Genomic DNA, 16,796 nt, shown 5'->3' on the forward strand with positions numbered 1-16,796 from the left:
TTTTGAAAACCTCAACTTACAAATGGGTTTTATTTTTCTTTCCTTTATTACTGGGAGCAGTTACCGGGAATAGCCAGGTATCCATTCACCAGGAAGAATCACAGAAATACAAGAACCAAAATTTCTTTGACCTGGGGAATGAGATTAAGTCCTATCGATTGAATACAGATTCATGCAAGCCTGAAAAGATGGTATTCGGATATCATCCTTATTGGATTGGGGATGCATGGCAAGACTATCAGTGGAACCTTCTCACGGATCTATGCTATTTTTCATATGAAGTAAACCCAGCCAGCGGTAATCCTGTGACTTTAAACGGCTGGGATACGAATCCTGTCATTGACTCCGCACTGGCAAATCAAACCCGGGTGCATTTATGTATTACTCTATTTAGTAGTCATTCCACCTTTTTTAACAGTGCAACAGCCGGTGATCAGCTCATTCAAAATACAATCGCACTGCTGAAAGACCGACATGCGCATGGAGTGAACCTGGATTTTGAGGCTGTACCCCTTTCTCAATCAGCAAAATATAATCAATATCTCATACGATTTGCTGATAGCCTGCATGCTGCCATCCCGGGATGTATCGTTAGCATGGCCTCTCCTGCAGTTGATTGGGACGAGATGCTGGATATTCAGAACCTTTCCGAACATCTCGACTACCTGATGATCATGGGATATGACTACTACTGGAATGGAAGTAATCAAGCCGGTCCGGTATCAGGAATGTATGCTATGACCTCATCTTATCCTTATTCAGTTTCAAGAACCCTGAGCTGGTATCTCAGTAAAGGGGCAACCGTTGATAAAATCCTCCTCGGACTTCCTTATTACGGGCGCGATTGGCCGGTAAACAGTATTATGCCGCCGGCTAATTCTACAGGAACAAGCACGGCAATTACCTACCGGATGTTCCGGAATAATTACCTGACTTATAGTAATGAAAACCTTCGTTTTGAAAAAAACAGCCAATCTCCTTATTACCTGTACAATGTGAATGGATGGCACCATTGTTTCATGGATAATGTATCAAGCCTGGGGGCAAAATACGAGTTGGTCAGGAGGTCAGGAATTGCCGGAATTGGCATATGGGCTTTAGGTTACGACGATGGGTACGAGGATTTGTGGAACCTTATCAGGGATAAATTGACTGATTGCAGCAAACCATTATGCATGGATACACTCTATGACAATGGTGGGCCGGCGTTTAACTATTTCAATGATGAAGAGTACCAGCAAACCATCAGCATTGGCCCAAATGAAACTATAGAGCTTGAATTCCTGGAATTTGATTTACAGGAAGGCCATGATTCATTATTCATTTACCAGGGAACAAGCCTGGCTGATCCATTGATTGGCGCCTTTACGGGCAATACATTACCCCAAATCCCGGAACTGAATGGCAATTCAATCACCCTGAAATTTATCAGCGATGGAACAGTGACTAATTCAGGTTGGAAAGCAGTTTACCGCTGTCCGACTGCAGATATTGCCCAGCTACTGTCAGAGACTGGGGTTACCGTATTTCCAAATCCAACATATGGAGCTTTTACGTTGAAATTCAGGAGCAGATATGAAGGAAACGCCCGCATCACTTTTCATGACCTTCAGGCAAGAAACCTTGGGATTGAGAAGCTAATCCAGGTAGAAGCCGGGTCAAATACCATTCCTGTTTGGCCGGAGGTTCGAAATGATGGGATGTATATTTGCAGGCTTATTTTACCTGGAGGAGAAATTTATACTTTTAAGCTGATTATCTTAGCCGGGCTATTTTGATGCTTACATCAAGTGCCGTCCCTTTATCGTTAATTAGTTAACCATCTGAATGACACGTATTTCACTTTCTGAAAAACTGATCATTTACTTCATGCTATTGAGTATGATGGCTATAGGCATTGTTGGTATCTACTCTTATTATTCGGCTAAGCAGGCACAGATGGCAAGAACCTACGATCAGCTTGCTTCAGTTAAGTATCTAAAAAAGAAACAAATAGAATATTTCTACGTCCAGCAGGTTCAAATGGTTCAATCTTTGGCTAATAATGCTGGATGGGCTGGAATGATGAAACAAGATCCGGAACTATCCGTTAAAGCCTCCCCAGATTCTCCTGGATGCATTAAGTTCCCTTGAATTGATCAATAAACATGAGAGAATCCTCGTGCTCTCCAAAGCGACATCATATTCAATTTCATTCAATGCAGAACATCAGCCACAGGTTGAAACCATCATCAACCCGTTTGGAGATTCACTGAGCAAGCTGGTTAAAGCAGAAAATCCATACATCACAGATTTGATCTGGAATGAGAACCAGAAGGGATGGTTTCAATATATATTGACATCTGTAAAAACGAAAGAAGAACAAACTCTTGTATTCCTGGGCCTGGAAATTTCATCTGCTACAATTGATAGCCTGATGCCTGACCAAAATCCCCTGAATGGGCTTGGAAATTCCGGTGAAGCATACCTGGCCGGCAAAGACCGGTTTCTGCGCAGCAATTCCCGTTTTTTCCCCAATTCCATCCTGAAACAAAAAATCAATGAGGCTACTGCAGCATTGGCAATCAGTGGGCAGGAAGGCACCTGGTTATTGAAGGATTACCGGGGTGTGCAGGTATTGGGAGCTTTTGCCGTACTGGAATCCCCTGCTCCCCCATGGATTTTAATAGCTGAAATTGATTTCAAGGAAGCAATGGTTCCTATATATGCAATCCGGAACAATGTTCTTTTCTTCTCGGTATTTATTTCTGCTTTTGTGTTGCTGATTACCTGGCTGATTTCACGAAGGATTACGCGCCCGATTATTCAGCTCCAAAAAGCTGCCCTTGAACTGGGTGATGGCAAACTTGGAACCAGGGTCGATATTGATAGCCGGGATGAAATCGGTGAATTGGCAGAGATATTCAACCAGATGAGTACGCAGTTGCAGGAAAATGAGGTACAGATCAGCAAGGAGAGAGCCCGCCGCATGAAAGCAGCCTTTGATGGACAGGATATTGAACGACAGCGGCTCTCCCGTGAGTTGCACGATGGTCTTGGACAATCATTAATTGCTCAGAAACTAAGACTTGAATCCCTCACTACCGGGAATAAAGCAGAAATTGAAAATGGCTTAGCCGATCTGAAGAAATGTGCCGACCAACTGGTGGATGAAGTACGAAGAATATCCAATGCCCTCATGCCGGCTCAATTGCATCAGTTTGGACTGGCTGCAGCATTAAGGCAACATTGCGAGGAGGTCTCCAAATACGGGAAAATTGAAGTAAAATTTGATGCAACCGGTGATTTTGAACCACTGAGCCGAAAAATTAAAACCTATCTCTTTCGAATCGTACAGGAAGCCCTGAATAATGTTGTCAAACATTCAAATGCAAAATCTGCTGCTGTTGAGATTGCACTTACCAGGGAGAACCTTTTCCTTAGCATTTCTGACGATGGACAAGGGTTTGATGCTTCCAAAGCATGCTCAGGTAATGGACTGAATAATATGAAAGAACGAATAGAACTACTTCACGGCGTCATTGTATTTAACACTGATAAAGGCAGAGGTGCCACCATTGAAATTCAAATCCCCGTTAAAAGATGAATTCCAAGCCAATCTCGATCATACTTACCGATGACCACCAGGTGGTTAGGGATGGACTAAAATCGATGCTGTCAGAATACCGCGATATCCAAATCCTGGGACAGGCAGATTCCGGTGCAGCATTAATGGAATTACTTTCGCATATGAAAGCTGATGTGCTGGTTCTGGATATTGAGTTACCCGATATTTCCGGACTTGAACTCTGCCAGAAAGTACTATCCAAATATCCGGCTATTCGCATACTAATCCTTTCTATGTATACCGGTGAAGAGTTCATTTTTAAAGCCTTAGCAGAAGGAGCTAAAGGATATTTACCCAAAAATACCACCCGTGAAGAACTGGCAGAAGCCATCCGCGCCCTTGCGGAAGGGAAGGAATTCTTCAGTCCGCTGATCAATGAAATTATGTTGAGAAGCTACATAAACCAGGCTAAGTCGAAAAGAGTGGAAGAAAAAGAGCTTACCGACTTATCCAAAAGAGAGACAGAAATACTCAGGATGATGGCGGAAGGTATCCCCAACATTGAGATAGCCGACCGGCTCTTTATCAGTATCCGGACAGTAGAATCTCATAAAAGTCATATCATGCAGAAGCTGGATTTACATACGACTGCAGAGCTTGTCAAATATGCAATCCGTCATAAATTGATAGAGATTTGAGAATACCTTAATGCTTATCGAAAAAAAATTATTGCATCCAGATCGGAGTCTGAAAATTTACGTAATTCATGCAAAATAATTCCGTAATTTGTGCACTGAAAAATACTGTTCCCCCTGTTGTGGGATAAGTCAGGAACAACAAATTTTGCCGCCAAACCAATATCAACAATACCTATGAAAGGAAAATTATTTTTCAAGTTTTCGGTTTTGGCGACTGTATTACTTTTAACTGTTAGCCAAACAGTTACAGGACAGGAAAAAACCTGTAATGCAAAGCTGGACCTCTCAGCTGATATTATGAGCCGATATATTTGGCGTGGCTTAAACCTGGGTGGCTCTTCCCCCAGTATTCAACCGAATATAGAGTTAGGAATGGGGAATTTTGCCCTGGGAGCATGGGCAGCCTATTCATTCAATCAGGCTATAGTTAAGCAGGAAGTGGATCTTTATGCATCCTATACTTTTGCTGATCTTATCAATATCACGGCAACTGATTATTTTCTTCCTTTTGAAGATACCAATGCAAATCGTTATTTCAATTATAAAAAAGATGAAACTGGCCATCTCTTTGAAATTTCTGCCAAATTTCTTGGAACAGATAAAATTCCCTTCAGCCTGATGGTTGCCACCAATATTTACGGGGCTGATGCAAAAAAGAGCAATGGAGATAACCAATTCTCAACCTATTTGGAATTAGGTTATAGTTTTGAGGTTAAAGATGTCGCCTGCAGCGCATTCCTGGGCATGACCCCAACAAAACCCGACACTGAAAAGGGTGAAACCGGTTACTACGGTGAAGGCCCTGGTGTAATAAACCTTGGTATTTCTGCTTCCAAAGAAATCAAAATCAGTGAGAGCTTCTCATTGCCTGTCAATGCGTCGCTGATCACAAATCCACAAGCTGAAAACATTTTCCTGGTTTTCGGAATATCCCTCTAATTTTTCACTTTTAATTCAACCTGTATGATAGACACTGGTTCTACCGGGTTTATGCTGCTTGCTTGCAGCCTGGTCATGCTTATGACCCCCGGATTAGCTTTCTTTTATGGTGGCTTAGCCACGAAACGCAATATCCTGGCAATCATGATACAAAGCTTTGTATCACTGGGATGGACCACCGTCCTCTGGTTTGCCTTTGGATATTCACTTTGCTTCAGCGGAGGTGAAGGTGGAATCATGGGTAATTTCGACAAGGCATTCCTGATGGGAGTAGGCATAGACTCCATGTACTCCAACGGTAAAATCCCGGAAGTGGTATTTATCGCTTACCAGATGATGTTTGCCATTATTACACCTGCTCTCATCACAGGTGCATTTGTAAACAGGGTAACCTTTAAATCGTACATGATCTTCCTTACAGTATGGCAGATACTGGTTTATTACCCGTTCGTACATATGATTTGGGGTGGTGGATTATTGGCACAATGGGGTGTTCTTGACTTTGCAGGCGGTATCGTTGTTCATGCAACAGCTGGTTTTGCAGCCCTTGCGTCTGTCTTTTATGTAGGTGCCCGTGTTGATAAAAACTCAACGCCAAATAGCATTCCATTGGTTGCTATAGGAAGTGGTTTACTCTGGTTTGGCTGGTATGGCTTTAATGCCGGAAGCGAAGTAGCTGTTGACTTTATCACTTCAACGGCATTTCTTAATACTGATATTGCCGCCTCATTTGCTACAATGGCGTGGGTAGCTATCGAATGGATAAGGGAAAAGAAACCCAAATTTGTAGGCTTACTCACCGGGTCTATTGCCGGACTGGCAACCATAACACCCTGTGCGGGATTCGTACCTTTGTGGGCTGCACCTATAATAGGAACCGCTGCCGGAGTAGTCTGTTACCTGGCAGTTCAATTAAAAAACAGGCTAAAGTGGGACGATGCACTGGATGTATGGGGTGTACACGGAATCGGGGGTGTGCTGGGAACCATTCTTCTTGGCGTTTTTGCTACAAAAGCAGTGAATTCAGCCGGGGCTGATGGTTTACTGTTAGGAAATGCTTCCTTTTTCTTCAAACAGATTGTTGCTGTAACCGTGGCTTCAGTGTATGCCTTCGTTTTCACCTATTTCATGCTTTCACTTATTAATATGGTCACAAAAGTTCGTGTAACAGAGGGTGAAGAAATGCAAGGCCTTGATGTTGCCATGCATGGAGAGAAAGCATACGATGAAGGGGCTTTGTAAGTTTAGTTTTTAAGTCAAAGATTCATTATAAAACAGAAAGAGTCGGATTGAAGTTTAGCTCAGTCCGACTCTTTGTTTTAGGGCAAATTGCTGATTTCAGCTATGACCCCTTCCGGAACAGAGAATAGCAAGGCACTTTCCAACTCAGGATATTGAAATGAGAATCCTGAATTTATCAACTTTTCGGGATATACAAATTGTCCTTGTGTTAGCGCAGTAGCTCCTTCTCCATATAGTAACCGCAATACAAAAGCAGGAGTATGAAAAAAAGCTGGGCGGTGCAACACAGAAGCCAGTGCTTTTGAAAACTTCAGGTTATCAACCGGGTTGGGAGCCGTGAAATTGAAGATTCCGCTAAGTTCAGTGTGGTGGATGAGAAAGTCAACAGCCCGGATTAAGTCATTCACATGAATCCATGAGAATCCTTGTTTCCCTGATGCAATGGGTCCGCCCAATCCAAGTTTGAAAGGAAGCAACATTGCAGGTAATGCTCCACCTTCCCGACCCAATACAATACCAGTGCGCATTATGACTACCCTGCAGGTAGCTTTGCTGGCCTCAGCTTCCCAATCGATACAAACTTTACCAAGAAAACCTTCATCAAAAGAATGACTGGTTTCAGTGTGTTCACCTGGAGATTGATAAATTCCGATAGCGGATGCAGAAACCAAAACTGAAGGTGGACTCTTCAATATTTTAGTAGCCGCGACCAATTTTCGCGTGGTGAGAATCCTGCTATCATAAATTAAGTGCTTGTTTTTGTCACTCCATCTCGAGACGACTGCGGCCCCGGCAAGATTTATTATCACATCTGCACCTTCAAGCAAAGAGGCCAGCTTCTCATCACGTAAGTTCTGCATCGCCCTGCTGATAGGCATCACCGTGTGACCCAATGATTGGAAATACCTGGAAATTGATGTCCCAAGGAATCCCCCTGCTCCGCTTATTGCTATTTTCAATGGGAATAAGATTAATAAGTCATTTAACTACTTTAAGAAACAGTTCTATCATCTGCATGTTCAAAATTCCATCCGCCAGCCGGCGGACCAAATTAAGCCCGCCTGACCGAAGGATAAGTACTAAGTATTGTATTTTTCAGTCGGGCAGGTTCAAAGATCAAAGTTCAAAGATCAGATCTTGCCGGGCTGAAGGAATTTATAAATATAAGTGAATATTTACTTAATCAGGCATTGGCAAAATGAAAAATGAAAAATGCAAAATGAAAATGAAAATGAAAATGAAGTTCCAGGGCAAAACCCGTCTGACCGAGGAATTGTGCGTATATAAGGATAATTCTCTCAGTCGGGTAGGTGAAAAATGAAAAATACAAAATGAAAAATGAAAAATGAAAAATGCAAAATGAAAAATACAAAATGAAAAATGAAAAATGAAAAAGCGCAGGGGGACAGTTAAATTTGTTTATCCTAATTTCCAGCTCTCTCATTTCTAAATTTCTAAATTGTCAAGCCAAAGGCTTCCCTTCGGGAAATTGTCGAATTGTCAAATTGTCGAGCCAAAGGCATCCCTTCGGGACAATCCGACATTAGACATTAGACATCAGACATTAAACATCCACAATCAGCAATCCGCATTCCGCAATCCACATTCTGCATTCCAAAATCCAAAATCCGAAATCAGACATTCAACATTAGACATTAGACATCCAACATTAGACATTAAACATCCAATATACTTGACTCTCAAAAAATAACTTTTGTTACTTCAATAACAATTGACTGAAGTACATTAATCAAATATTTTTACCTTTGCAGGGGTCTAAATGCAGATCAAGTTCATAATACTGAGGACATAAATCATCCTGGAATGGATAAGAATTCGAACAAATTATTTACTGATTTCCCAGAGATAAGTACTTCAACCTGGGAATCAAAAATCCTTGAAGACCTCAAGGGAGCAGATTATGCAAAGAAATTAATCTGGAAGACTAATGAAGGATTTGATATAAAGCCATATTACAGGGCTGAGGACCTTTCTGCACTTTCCCATATGGATGGCGAACCGGGGCAATATCCTTTTGTCAGGGGTAATGAAACGACGATGAACCATTGGGAAGTCAGGCAGGATATCTATACAGAAGATCCTAAAGACGCTAACTTTCATGCTTTAAATGCTTTAAGAAGAGGTGCAAACAGTATTTGCTTCCAGGTTAGCAAAATAAAAACCACCCGTCATCTTGAGACCTTAATGAAAGGCATCTGTATGGGGGATTGCACCCTACATTTTGCAGGAGCTCAATGTTACCCTGATATTGTAAACCTTCTTTCGGAATTTACCCGGAAGCATCATATGAATAAAGCCGCCATTCGTGGTTCTTTTGATTTTGACCCTATAAGCTATCTTTTGCTCGAAGGGGACTTCTGGAAATCGGAAGAATCTGATATGGAACAGGTTGGCACTATGATTGGATTGGGAAAGGATTTATTGCCCTCCATGAAAATGATCACTGTTAATGGGCAATACTTTCAGAATTCAGGATCTAACCTGGTCCAGGAACTTGCTTTCAGTCTGGCTTCCGGAAACGAATACCTTGCGAGAGCAACTGAAAGTGGGTATACTATTGATGAAGTCGCACCAAAAATCACATTTGCCTTTGCGATAGGTTCAAATTACTTCATGGAGATTGCCAAACTGAGGGCTGCCAGGATGTTGTGGGCAAGAATTGTGGAACAATATAAACCGGTTTCTGAATCGTCAATGGCGATGCACATCCATAGCTCCACCTCCAATTTCAACAAATCGTTGTACGACCCTCATGTTAATATTCTGAGAAGCACTACCGAAGCTATGTCAGCAGTAATCGGGGGGACACAATCACTCAACATTACTCCATTCGACGCTTTCTACAAAGAGCCCGACGAATTCTCCACCCGTATTGCCCGTAATCAACAAATCATATTAAAAGAAGAATCCTACCTTGAGAAGGTGGTTGATCCTGCTGCAGGATCCTATTATATTGAGAGTCTTACAGATTCTGTTGCAAAAGCAGCCTGGGATTTATTCAGGATCGTTGAGAACAAAGGCGGCATGATTGCAGCTGTTAAAGAAGGATTTATTCAGGATGAAATCAACAAACAGGCAGCCCGGTTCTCTGAAGATGTTGCTACACGAAAGCTGGTAGTACTTGGGACCAATCAATATCCTGATCCTAAAGGAATGATCCTTGATAAAATCCAGGAAAGCCAGGACAACTCTACAGAAGAGGAAGAGAAGAATTCAAAATATAAGAAACTGGAGATCCGAAGGCTTACTGACGATTTTGATGAGATGCGCCTTGCTACCGAGATCCATGTTGAAGCCGGCAACAAACTGCCTTCCGTATTCCTGTTCACCATTGGAAACCTTGCCATGAGAAAAGCAAGGGCTATGTTCAGTACGAATTTCTTCGGCTGTGCCGGGTATGAAATTATTGACAATCCAGGATTCAACAATGTTGATGAAGGGGTTAAAGCAGCTCTTGCATCCAAAGCCAGTATTATTGTGCTCTGCAGTTCCGATGAAGAGTACGCCGAACTTGCCCCGTCCATTGCATCTCAGCTAAAAAGCAGCCATAAGGATTTAATTGTAATCCTTGCCGGGTATCCCAAAGAGTTGGTTGAGTCACTTCAGGCTTCCGGGGTAGATGATTTTATTCACATCAGAACCAATGTACTGGAGTTTCTGCAGAAAATTCAGGATAAACTGAACATCTCTCTTTAACAGTATCAGGAAAATAAATTATAAGATACAATCCATGAGACCCGATTTTAAAAATGTGGATTATAAACCAGGAAAAACTTCTGCTTCAGCTCCTCTGGAGTCGAAGGAAAAATCCTGGATGACGAATGAACAAATAGCAGTGAAACCGGTCTATTCAGCAGACGACCTCAAGCATATGGAACATCTTCATTATGCAGCAGGAGTTGCTCCTTTTCTACGAGGGCCATATAGCACTATGTATGTGATGAAACCCTGGACGATTCGTCAATATGCCGGATTTTCAACTGCTGAAGAGTCAAATGCATTTTACAGGCGTAACCTTGCCGCCGGGCAGATGGGCTTGTCAGTTGCTTTTGACCTGGCCACACATCGTGGTTACGACAGTGATCATGAAAGGGTAGCCGGAGATGTTGGAAAAGCTGGCGTTGCTATTGATTCCATCCTGGATATGAAAATTCTTTTCGATCAGATACCCCTCGACAAGATGTCAGTATCCATGACCATGAATGGTGCAGTGCTTCCTATCCTCGCCTTTTACATTGTTGCAGCAGAAGAACAGGGTGTTCCAATGGAAAAACTGAGTGGGACCATTCAGAATGATATCCTGAAGGAATTCATGGTGAGGAATACCTATATATACCCACCCATTCCTTCTATGCGGATTATTGCTGATATTTTTGAATTCACTTCACAAAATATGAAGAAATTTAATTCAATAAGTATCAGCGGTTATCATATGCAGGAAGCCGGTGCAACAGCAGATATCGAGCTTGCTTACACCCTGGCTGACGGGCTTGAGTACCTAAGGACAGGAATCCAGGCTGGAATCCCTGTGGATGCCTTTGCTCCCCGCCTCTCCTTTTTCTGGGCAGTAGGGATGAACCACTTTATGGAGATCGCAAAAATGCGGGCTGCCAGGATGTTATGGGCTAAAATAGTCAGTAAGTTTGACCCTAAGGACCCGAAATCGCTGGCTTTGCGTACGCACTCCCAAACCTCTGGCTGGAGTCTTACTGAGCAGGATCCATTTAACAATATTACCCGTACCTGTGTTGAAGCTCTAGCTGCTGCCCTGGGTCATACACAGTCGTTACATACCAATGCACTGGATGAAGCCATAGCTTTACCCACTGATTTTTCCGCGCGTATTGCAAGAAATACCCAGATTTATTTACAGGAAGAAACACAAATCTGCAAGGTTGTAGATCCCTGGGCAGGTTCCTATTATGTTGAATCATTAACTCATGAACTGGCTCATAAAGCATGGACCCTGATTGAAGAAGTGGAATCACTGGGTGGTATGGCAAAGGCTATTGAAACCGGGATTCCAAAGATGAGGATCGAGGAGGCATCTGCAAGGAAACAGGCAAAAATTGACGCTGGAAAAGATACAATTGTTGGGGTCAATAAATTCAGGCTTGAAAAAGAAGACCCTATTGAAATACTTGAAGTTGACAATTCAATTGTCAGGGAAGCCCAGTTAAAAAGACTGGAAATTCTAAAAGCAGGCAGGAATGCTGAAGAGGTTCAATCTGCTCTTGAAGCCCTCACTCATGCAGCTGAAACAGGTGAAGGCAATTTACTTGCCCTCAGTATAGATGCTGCCAGGAAAAGGGCATCACTGGGAGAAATAAGTTATGCACTTGAAAAAGTATATGGGAGGTATAAAGCCGTGATACGTTCAATTTCAGGAGTTTACTCATCCGAGAGTAAGGATGATGACAACTATCGCAAAGCATGCGAATTGGCTGATATCTTTGCTGAACTGGAAGGCCGTCGCCCCAGGATCATGATCGCAAAGATGGGCCAGGATGGACATGACCGTGGAGCTAAAGTAGTAGCCACAGGTTATGCTGATATGGGGTTTGATGTTGATATCGGACCGCTCTTCCAAACTCCTGCTGAATCTGCCCGTCAAGCTGTTGAAAATGATGTACACATCCTCGGAGTTTCCAGCCTGGCTGCCGGACATAAAACCCTGGTCCCACAGGTAATCGAAGAACTTAAGAAATTCGGCAGGGAAGATATTATGGTAATTGTTGGAGGAGTTATCCCTGCACAGGATTACCAGTATCTCTATGATGCAGGTGCTGTCGCAATCTTTGGCCCCGGAACACGCATCCCCGATGCTGCCATTATGCTTTTGAATATACTTATCGAAAGCAGGCAGTAACCTATTTCTGAAAATCTGTTTATCGGTTCCGGAATTTAGTGAAAACGAATGAAATCTTTCATGGCAGACCTGTTAACCGGGTCTGCCATTTGCTTTATTACCAATACAATCAAATTTCTTTCATTTTATCAAACGGAAGAACTTTTTCCTATATTTGAAACAATACTCAGTATATCTATTAAATGATTGTTCAGCTATGAAACTTTACTCATGCCCGTTGCAGACCTATTTGATCCTGTTCTTTATTTTCTTATTCAAATTATTACCGGCACAGGAGAATACCCCTGACAGTTGTTTGAACCTGGTTTTTCATTCCACTCTTGAGCAACAAGGATTTGATGCATTGTGCTCAGGGAAAAGTGTTGATTATCTCACGATGGCTATTGCGGTGAATCCTTCTTCTGATAAGGCTACACTTGAAAATTTCAAAGGGGTCATCCTGGCGGAAACCAGTGCAATCAAGAAATTTATGGAGAAACAAAAGAAACTCTCTAAATCACTGAAATTCATCTTCGACGATGTACAACAAAAATTCCTGAAAGCATATGACCTGGATGCTGAATTCAATGATCTGTTTGAATCGGGAAAATATAATTGCCTTACAGCTACCATATTATATTCCGTTATCCTGGAAAACCTGGGTATTGATCATAAGATCAAGTTCATGCCCGGCCATGTATACCTGGTTGCCTTCAATGGTGAAATCCCCTTTATGTTTGAAACAACAGATCCTTATGCAGGATTTTATGAAATCACAGATGCTGAGCAGACAAAAGCCTTGCAGGGCATGAGGTTACTGCAGTTCATGGCTTCAGGAAACGGACAGGATAAATCAGGTTCCGATTTGTTCGACAGGTATTTCATTAAGCTCAATAACACTGAAATGAGAGGTCTTGTGGGGTATCAATATGTAAACCAGGCGGTAACAGAAATGATGAACAGTCGTTTCACCAATGTGTACGATCTGACCTCTAAGGCGATATTATTGACTCCCATGGCTGAATTGAGGCTATTAAGGGAAGAATCCCTCAGGCAAGCTATTGCCCTGGAGAATAAAAACACTGTGAAAAGGGCAAAATTACTTGCAACCTACTACAATACCACTTCAAATGTCAACAAGAAGAACCAGGTTGCTGATGAGTTTAAACTCACTATTTACCAATGCCTGTTTAGCGCATTCCCTGCCCCTGATTCAATGAAACCCATTTATGAAACATTGAAAAACAGCATCAATGATGCAGATATGGTCATGGTGTTATCTGATCTTTATTCTTCCACCTATTCGGAATATCTGAAGACGACTGAAAACTATGAAGAGTATGTAGAATTTATATTCAGGATGTATGGAGAAGGGGTGAAAAGCAACTTCATAAAACTGCAAATCCAAAACTTTGTAGAAGCAATGGGGAGCAGCATTCCTTACCAGGAAAATGGCATTGAAGTGTATGATAGCATAGCCTTAAAATACCCTGTTTTAAATGAATTTGAAGATTTCAGGAGAATCCAGTGTCATCTATGGGTAAGCAATGCTGAAAATGCTTTCCGAAACAATCAAATTGCTGAAGGCGAGGCGTTTTTGAAAAAGTACGAGGAGAATTCATTTGCCGGTGCAAAAAATTGCAATGCATCAATAGCCTATAGTGTAGCTGCTTCCTATTTTTTCAGAAAAGGAAATACTACAAAATCAAAAGCTTTGCTCAAAAAAGGATTAAGTTATGATCCAAACAATTGGGAGCTCAAGCAGAAACTGCGTGAGATAAGCAAATAATTCTAGCCATCTATCGCCAGGTTATGTTGTTTCTTCGTGATAAACTCATTGCCCAGTGCAGTTTTAAATCGCACCTCGAACATGAGTTTCTTCATGAAGAAAGAGCCTCTGACAACAGGGACATGATAAATCCCCTTTTTCCCTGACACTTCCAGTTGTTGCCGGGAACCTGGTTCTCCAAAGATAGTTACGAAAAAGTTAGGAGTATATTTATCATCATTCAAACTTGCGACAAGCTTATAGGTCCCATCTATGGTGAGATGGTTAACTTCGGAAATAAGTATTGAAATATTATATTCTATCGGTGTCCCATTCTTCCTGTACTCTTTCAATCCTGGCTGCACCTCATTCTTTTTATAGAGTACATGTGCCATCACTTTGCCATCTTCATAAAACCTTTTTTCGATCCCTTCTTTATATCCCTCAACATAATTAGATTGGGAGAAAGCAATTCCATTCCCATAGAAATAGAGACATTTGCCATTCTTCTTCCCATCTTTATAAATGGCATCCATCCTTAACTTTCCATCCGCATAGTATTTCCTCACTCTCCCATTCGCTTTACCATTTTTAACCTCCACAATCGACTGGAGTTTCCCATCCTCAGAATAGATTTTTTGTTCACCATCCTTGGTATTACCGGAACCGAGCTGCTCAGGTTCAAGACCCACAAGGCGTTTTCCTCCTTTACTATCACAAGATTCAAAGAGAAACAAACAAAACAACAGTGAAACAGAAAATAGATAGATCTTCATACCTCAATAATTAATGATTAATTGTTTGATTTAAGCTGCCTTTAGCACTTCAATTATATGATGCTATTTTACAAGAATAAGCACATTTCATATTTGAAAAATATTGATGCAAATTAAAGAAAATCCGAAAATCCAGCAAAAACTTTTTGATTTTACATAAACACATGAAAATCATTCAATAACGAATTTACGGGGAAACGACTTTGGGAGCGTCTTTTCTCGATAAGAATACGAAACCATTTTTCTTGTACAACACTTCCATTGCAGGAATGATGTGTTTCCACTCTTCGTAATGGGGTTCTTTCAATACCAGGTAGAATGGTTTATCAATATTCTCAGTCAATAACCACATAGGACGCTTTTTATCTTCTGGATTCTTGTTCCCATAAAACAAGGGTGCATAACTGAAATACCCGGTATTTAATATATAGCAATCCTCTCCTGCTTTTTCTTTAAAAAATTCAATAGCAGCACCTTGTGTATATTTTTCAATTTTATAAGGGAAGACCAGAATGGTCAGCCATGTGAAAAGCAAAGTGGATGAAAGCAGACCAATCATTGCATACTTAAAATTCCTTTTCCGGAAAAGGACAAAGAATACAGCTCCAGAAAGAATTATCAGTCCTATAAGGCTCTCAAAACCAGACCAGTGGACGTCAGCTCCCAGGTTGGCAACTGCAAAAGAGTCCTTTATGATACCTGAGGCAATAATTTCTGCCTTAAACTGCATAGCTAAAGGAATAGCAATTACAACCGATGCAATTAGGAATGAAAGGCTTAAAACGAGAACATTCAGCCAGGTATTCCATTTTTTCTTTCCTTCGAGTAAATCCACGATCGTTTTAGCTGCAAGGAATGTGAGTGGGAAATAACAAAGGGAGCTGTAGTGAACAATTTTGGTTTTCACAATGCTGAATAAAATTAGCACTACCCAGAAAAGGATCAGCATCAATTTGTGAAAGTTAACGAGCGCGGGATTATCTGGTTTATTCAGTCTGAATGACTTCAAGGCTATGACAGAAGCAGGAAATACCCCGGCCAGGAGTACCCAGAAGTGGTAACTCCAATGCCCTCCGTGGCCGGCATCAGGGATGGTAAAGAGTCGTACCTGGTACATAATGAACTTAACTACCATATCTCCATGGCCGTTCAATATTTGCAGAATAAACCAGAATCCCCCTGTGAAAAGGGCAGTGAAAAGAAAAATCGGGAGGTGTTTCCAACTGAAAAACAATGATGATGGCACTTCCCTCTTCCTGAAATAATTCCAGATTACAGGTATAAAATAAACAGCTATCACCAAACCAAGAATCAGGAAGGCAGTCGGCCCCTTGGTCATCACTGCTAACCCGATGAAAAAACCTGAAAGCAGCGCGTTGCGTATTTTAGAGTTTCTAACTTCAGGAGATGTGGAGTACAGTGAAAAATACCAGACAGAAAGAAAAATGAAAAGGTTGAACCAGGGGTCAATAATTCCTGAACGGAAGTAAAGCTGAGGAAGGATAGAAGCAGCATATACGAGTAACCACCATAGTCCCATTGATTTTGAATGAAGCCTGTCACCGATTTTAAAAATCAGCAGCAGGGTGACTATCCCACAAACTGCATTGGGGAAGCGGGCTGCGAATTCATTGATTCCAAAGGCTTTCATCGATAAAACCTGGAGCCATATGAATAATGGTGGTTTTTCCCAGAATGGCTTGAAATCTATCTGTACATTCAGAAAATCACCAGTCACAATCATTTCACGCGCACATTCAGCGAAATTGATCTCATCCCAATCAAAAAGATGCATATTTCCGATAAAGGGAATGAAAAACACCGCCGAGGCAGCAGCAATAATCATCATCCATGAAAAATAGTTCCGACGTTCCAAATCAGCAATTTTATACAAAAATATACAATTCATTTCATTGCCTGATTTCTACTATCTTTATATACTTAAATTTAAACCGAA

At 41.5% G+C, this 16,796-nt stretch carries 12 protein-coding genes; 9 read left to right on the forward strand and 3 right to left on the reverse strand.

From position 1 onward, the window contains the following. Positions 1–2 precede the first annotated feature (2 nt). The 6 genes from IPH84_03790 (at position 3) to IPH84_03815 (ending at position 6,426) form a co-directional block, all read left to right on the forward strand. Positions 3–1,778 carry a T9SS type A sorting domain-containing protein gene (locus tag IPH84_03790; protein ID MBK7172357.1) on the forward strand — a complete coding sequence of 592 codons (1,776 nt, stop codon included), beginning with the start codon at positions 3–5 and terminating at the stop codon, positions 1,776–1,778. A 49-nt stretch (positions 1,779–1,827) separates the two neighbouring features. Continuing rightward, positions 1,828–2,133, forward strand: a complete 306-nt coding sequence (locus tag IPH84_03795; GenBank protein ID MBK7172358.1) for a hypothetical protein — start codon at positions 1,828–1,830, stop codon at positions 2,131–2,133. Position 2,134: 1 nt separating this feature from the next. Continuing rightward, complete coding sequence (locus tag IPH84_03800; protein MBK7172359.1) at positions 2,135–3,586, forward strand: sensor histidine kinase; 1,452 nt, start codon at positions 2,135–2,137, stop codon at positions 3,584–3,586. Continuing rightward, positions 3,583–4,245, forward strand: coding sequence for a response regulator transcription factor (locus IPH84_03805; GenBank protein ID MBK7172360.1), 663 nt, complete (start codon positions 3,583–3,585; stop codon positions 4,243–4,245). The genes IPH84_03800 and IPH84_03805 overlap by 4 nt, the downstream gene beginning before the upstream one ends. A 174-nt stretch (positions 4,246–4,419) precedes the next feature. After that, entirely contained in the window at positions 4,420–5,184 is a 765-nt protein-coding gene (locus IPH84_03810) for a hypothetical protein (protein ID MBK7172361.1), read from the forward strand. Positions 5,185–5,208: 24 nt separating this feature from the next. Beyond that, positions 5,209–6,426, forward strand: coding sequence for an ammonium transporter (locus tag IPH84_03815; protein MBK7172362.1), 1,218 nt, complete (start codon positions 5,209–5,211; stop codon positions 6,424–6,426). 77 nt (positions 6,427–6,503) lie between these two features. Here the strand turns inward: IPH84_03815 and IPH84_03820 are convergent, their stop codons facing one another. Beyond that, entirely contained in the window at positions 6,504–7,385 is an 882-nt protein-coding gene (locus IPH84_03820) for a TIGR01777 family protein (protein MBK7172363.1), read from the reverse strand. 865 nt (positions 7,386–8,250) lie between these two features. Between IPH84_03820 and IPH84_03825 the strand changes: the two genes are divergently transcribed. The 3 genes from IPH84_03825 to IPH84_03835 all read left to right on the forward strand — a co-directional run bounded on the left by IPH84_03825 (position 8,251) and on the right by IPH84_03835 (position 14,084). After that, positions 8,251–10,143, forward strand: a complete 1,893-nt coding sequence (locus IPH84_03825; GenBank protein MBK7172364.1) for an acyl-CoA mutase large subunit family protein — start codon at positions 8,251–8,253, stop codon at positions 10,141–10,143. 34 nt (positions 10,144–10,177) lie between these two features. Continuing rightward, positions 10,178–12,316 carry a methylmalonyl-CoA mutase gene (scpA, locus tag IPH84_03830; protein ID MBK7172365.1) on the forward strand — a complete coding sequence of 713 codons (2,139 nt, stop codon included), beginning with the start codon at positions 10,178–10,180 and terminating at the stop codon, positions 12,314–12,316. 196 nt (positions 12,317–12,512) lie between these two features. Then, positions 12,513–14,084 carry a hypothetical protein gene (locus IPH84_03835; protein MBK7172366.1) on the forward strand — a complete coding sequence of 524 codons (1,572 nt, stop codon included), beginning with the start codon at positions 12,513–12,515 and terminating at the stop codon, positions 14,082–14,084. A gap of 2 nt (positions 14,085–14,086) precedes the next feature. Here IPH84_03835 and IPH84_03840 read toward each other — a convergent pair whose 3' ends face one another. After that, the gene (locus IPH84_03840) at positions 14,087–14,839 is read right to left on the reverse strand and encodes a hypothetical protein (protein ID MBK7172367.1); all 753 of its coding nucleotides are present in this window, start codon (positions 14,837–14,839) and stop codon (positions 14,087–14,089) included. A gap of 187 nt (positions 14,840–15,026) precedes the next feature. Further along, positions 15,027–16,715, reverse strand: a complete 1,689-nt coding sequence (locus IPH84_03845; GenBank protein ID MBK7172368.1) for a glycosyltransferase family 39 protein — start codon at positions 16,713–16,715, stop codon at positions 15,027–15,029. Between the last annotated feature and the right edge of the window lie 81 nt (positions 16,716–16,796).

This window comes from Bacteroidales bacterium, assembly GCA_016707785.1.
In the GTDB taxonomy this organism is placed as follows: domain Bacteria; phylum Bacteroidota; class Bacteroidia; order Bacteroidales; family UBA4417; genus UBA4417.

Excerpts from the sequence above, each read along its gene's own strand:
- IPH84_03835 (MBK7172366.1), top strand. The coding sequence starts at position 12,513 with ATGAAACTTTACTCATGCCCGTTGCAGACCTATTTGATCCTGTTCTTT.
- IPH84_03795 (MBK7172358.1), top strand. The coding sequence starts at position 1,828 with ATGACACGTATTTCACTTTCTGAAAAACTGATCATTTACTTCATGCTA.
- IPH84_03805 (MBK7172360.1), top strand. The coding sequence starts at position 3,583 with ATGAATTCCAAGCCAATCTCGATCATACTTACCGATGACCACCAGGTG.
- scpA (MBK7172365.1), top strand. The coding sequence starts at position 10,178 with ATGAGACCCGATTTTAAAAATGTGGATTATAAACCAGGAAAAACTTCT.
- IPH84_03840 (MBK7172367.1), bottom strand. The coding sequence starts at position 14,839 with ATGAAGATCTATCTATTTTCTGTTTCACTGTTGTTTTGTTTGTTTCTC.
- IPH84_03825 (MBK7172364.1), top strand. The coding sequence starts at position 8,251 with ATGGATAAGAATTCGAACAAATTATTTACTGATTTCCCAGAGATAAGT.
- IPH84_03815 (MBK7172362.1), top strand. The coding sequence starts at position 5,209 with ATGATAGACACTGGTTCTACCGGGTTTATGCTGCTTGCTTGCAGCCTG.
- IPH84_03810 (MBK7172361.1), top strand. The coding sequence starts at position 4,420 with ATGAAAGGAAAATTATTTTTCAAGTTTTCGGTTTTGGCGACTGTATTA.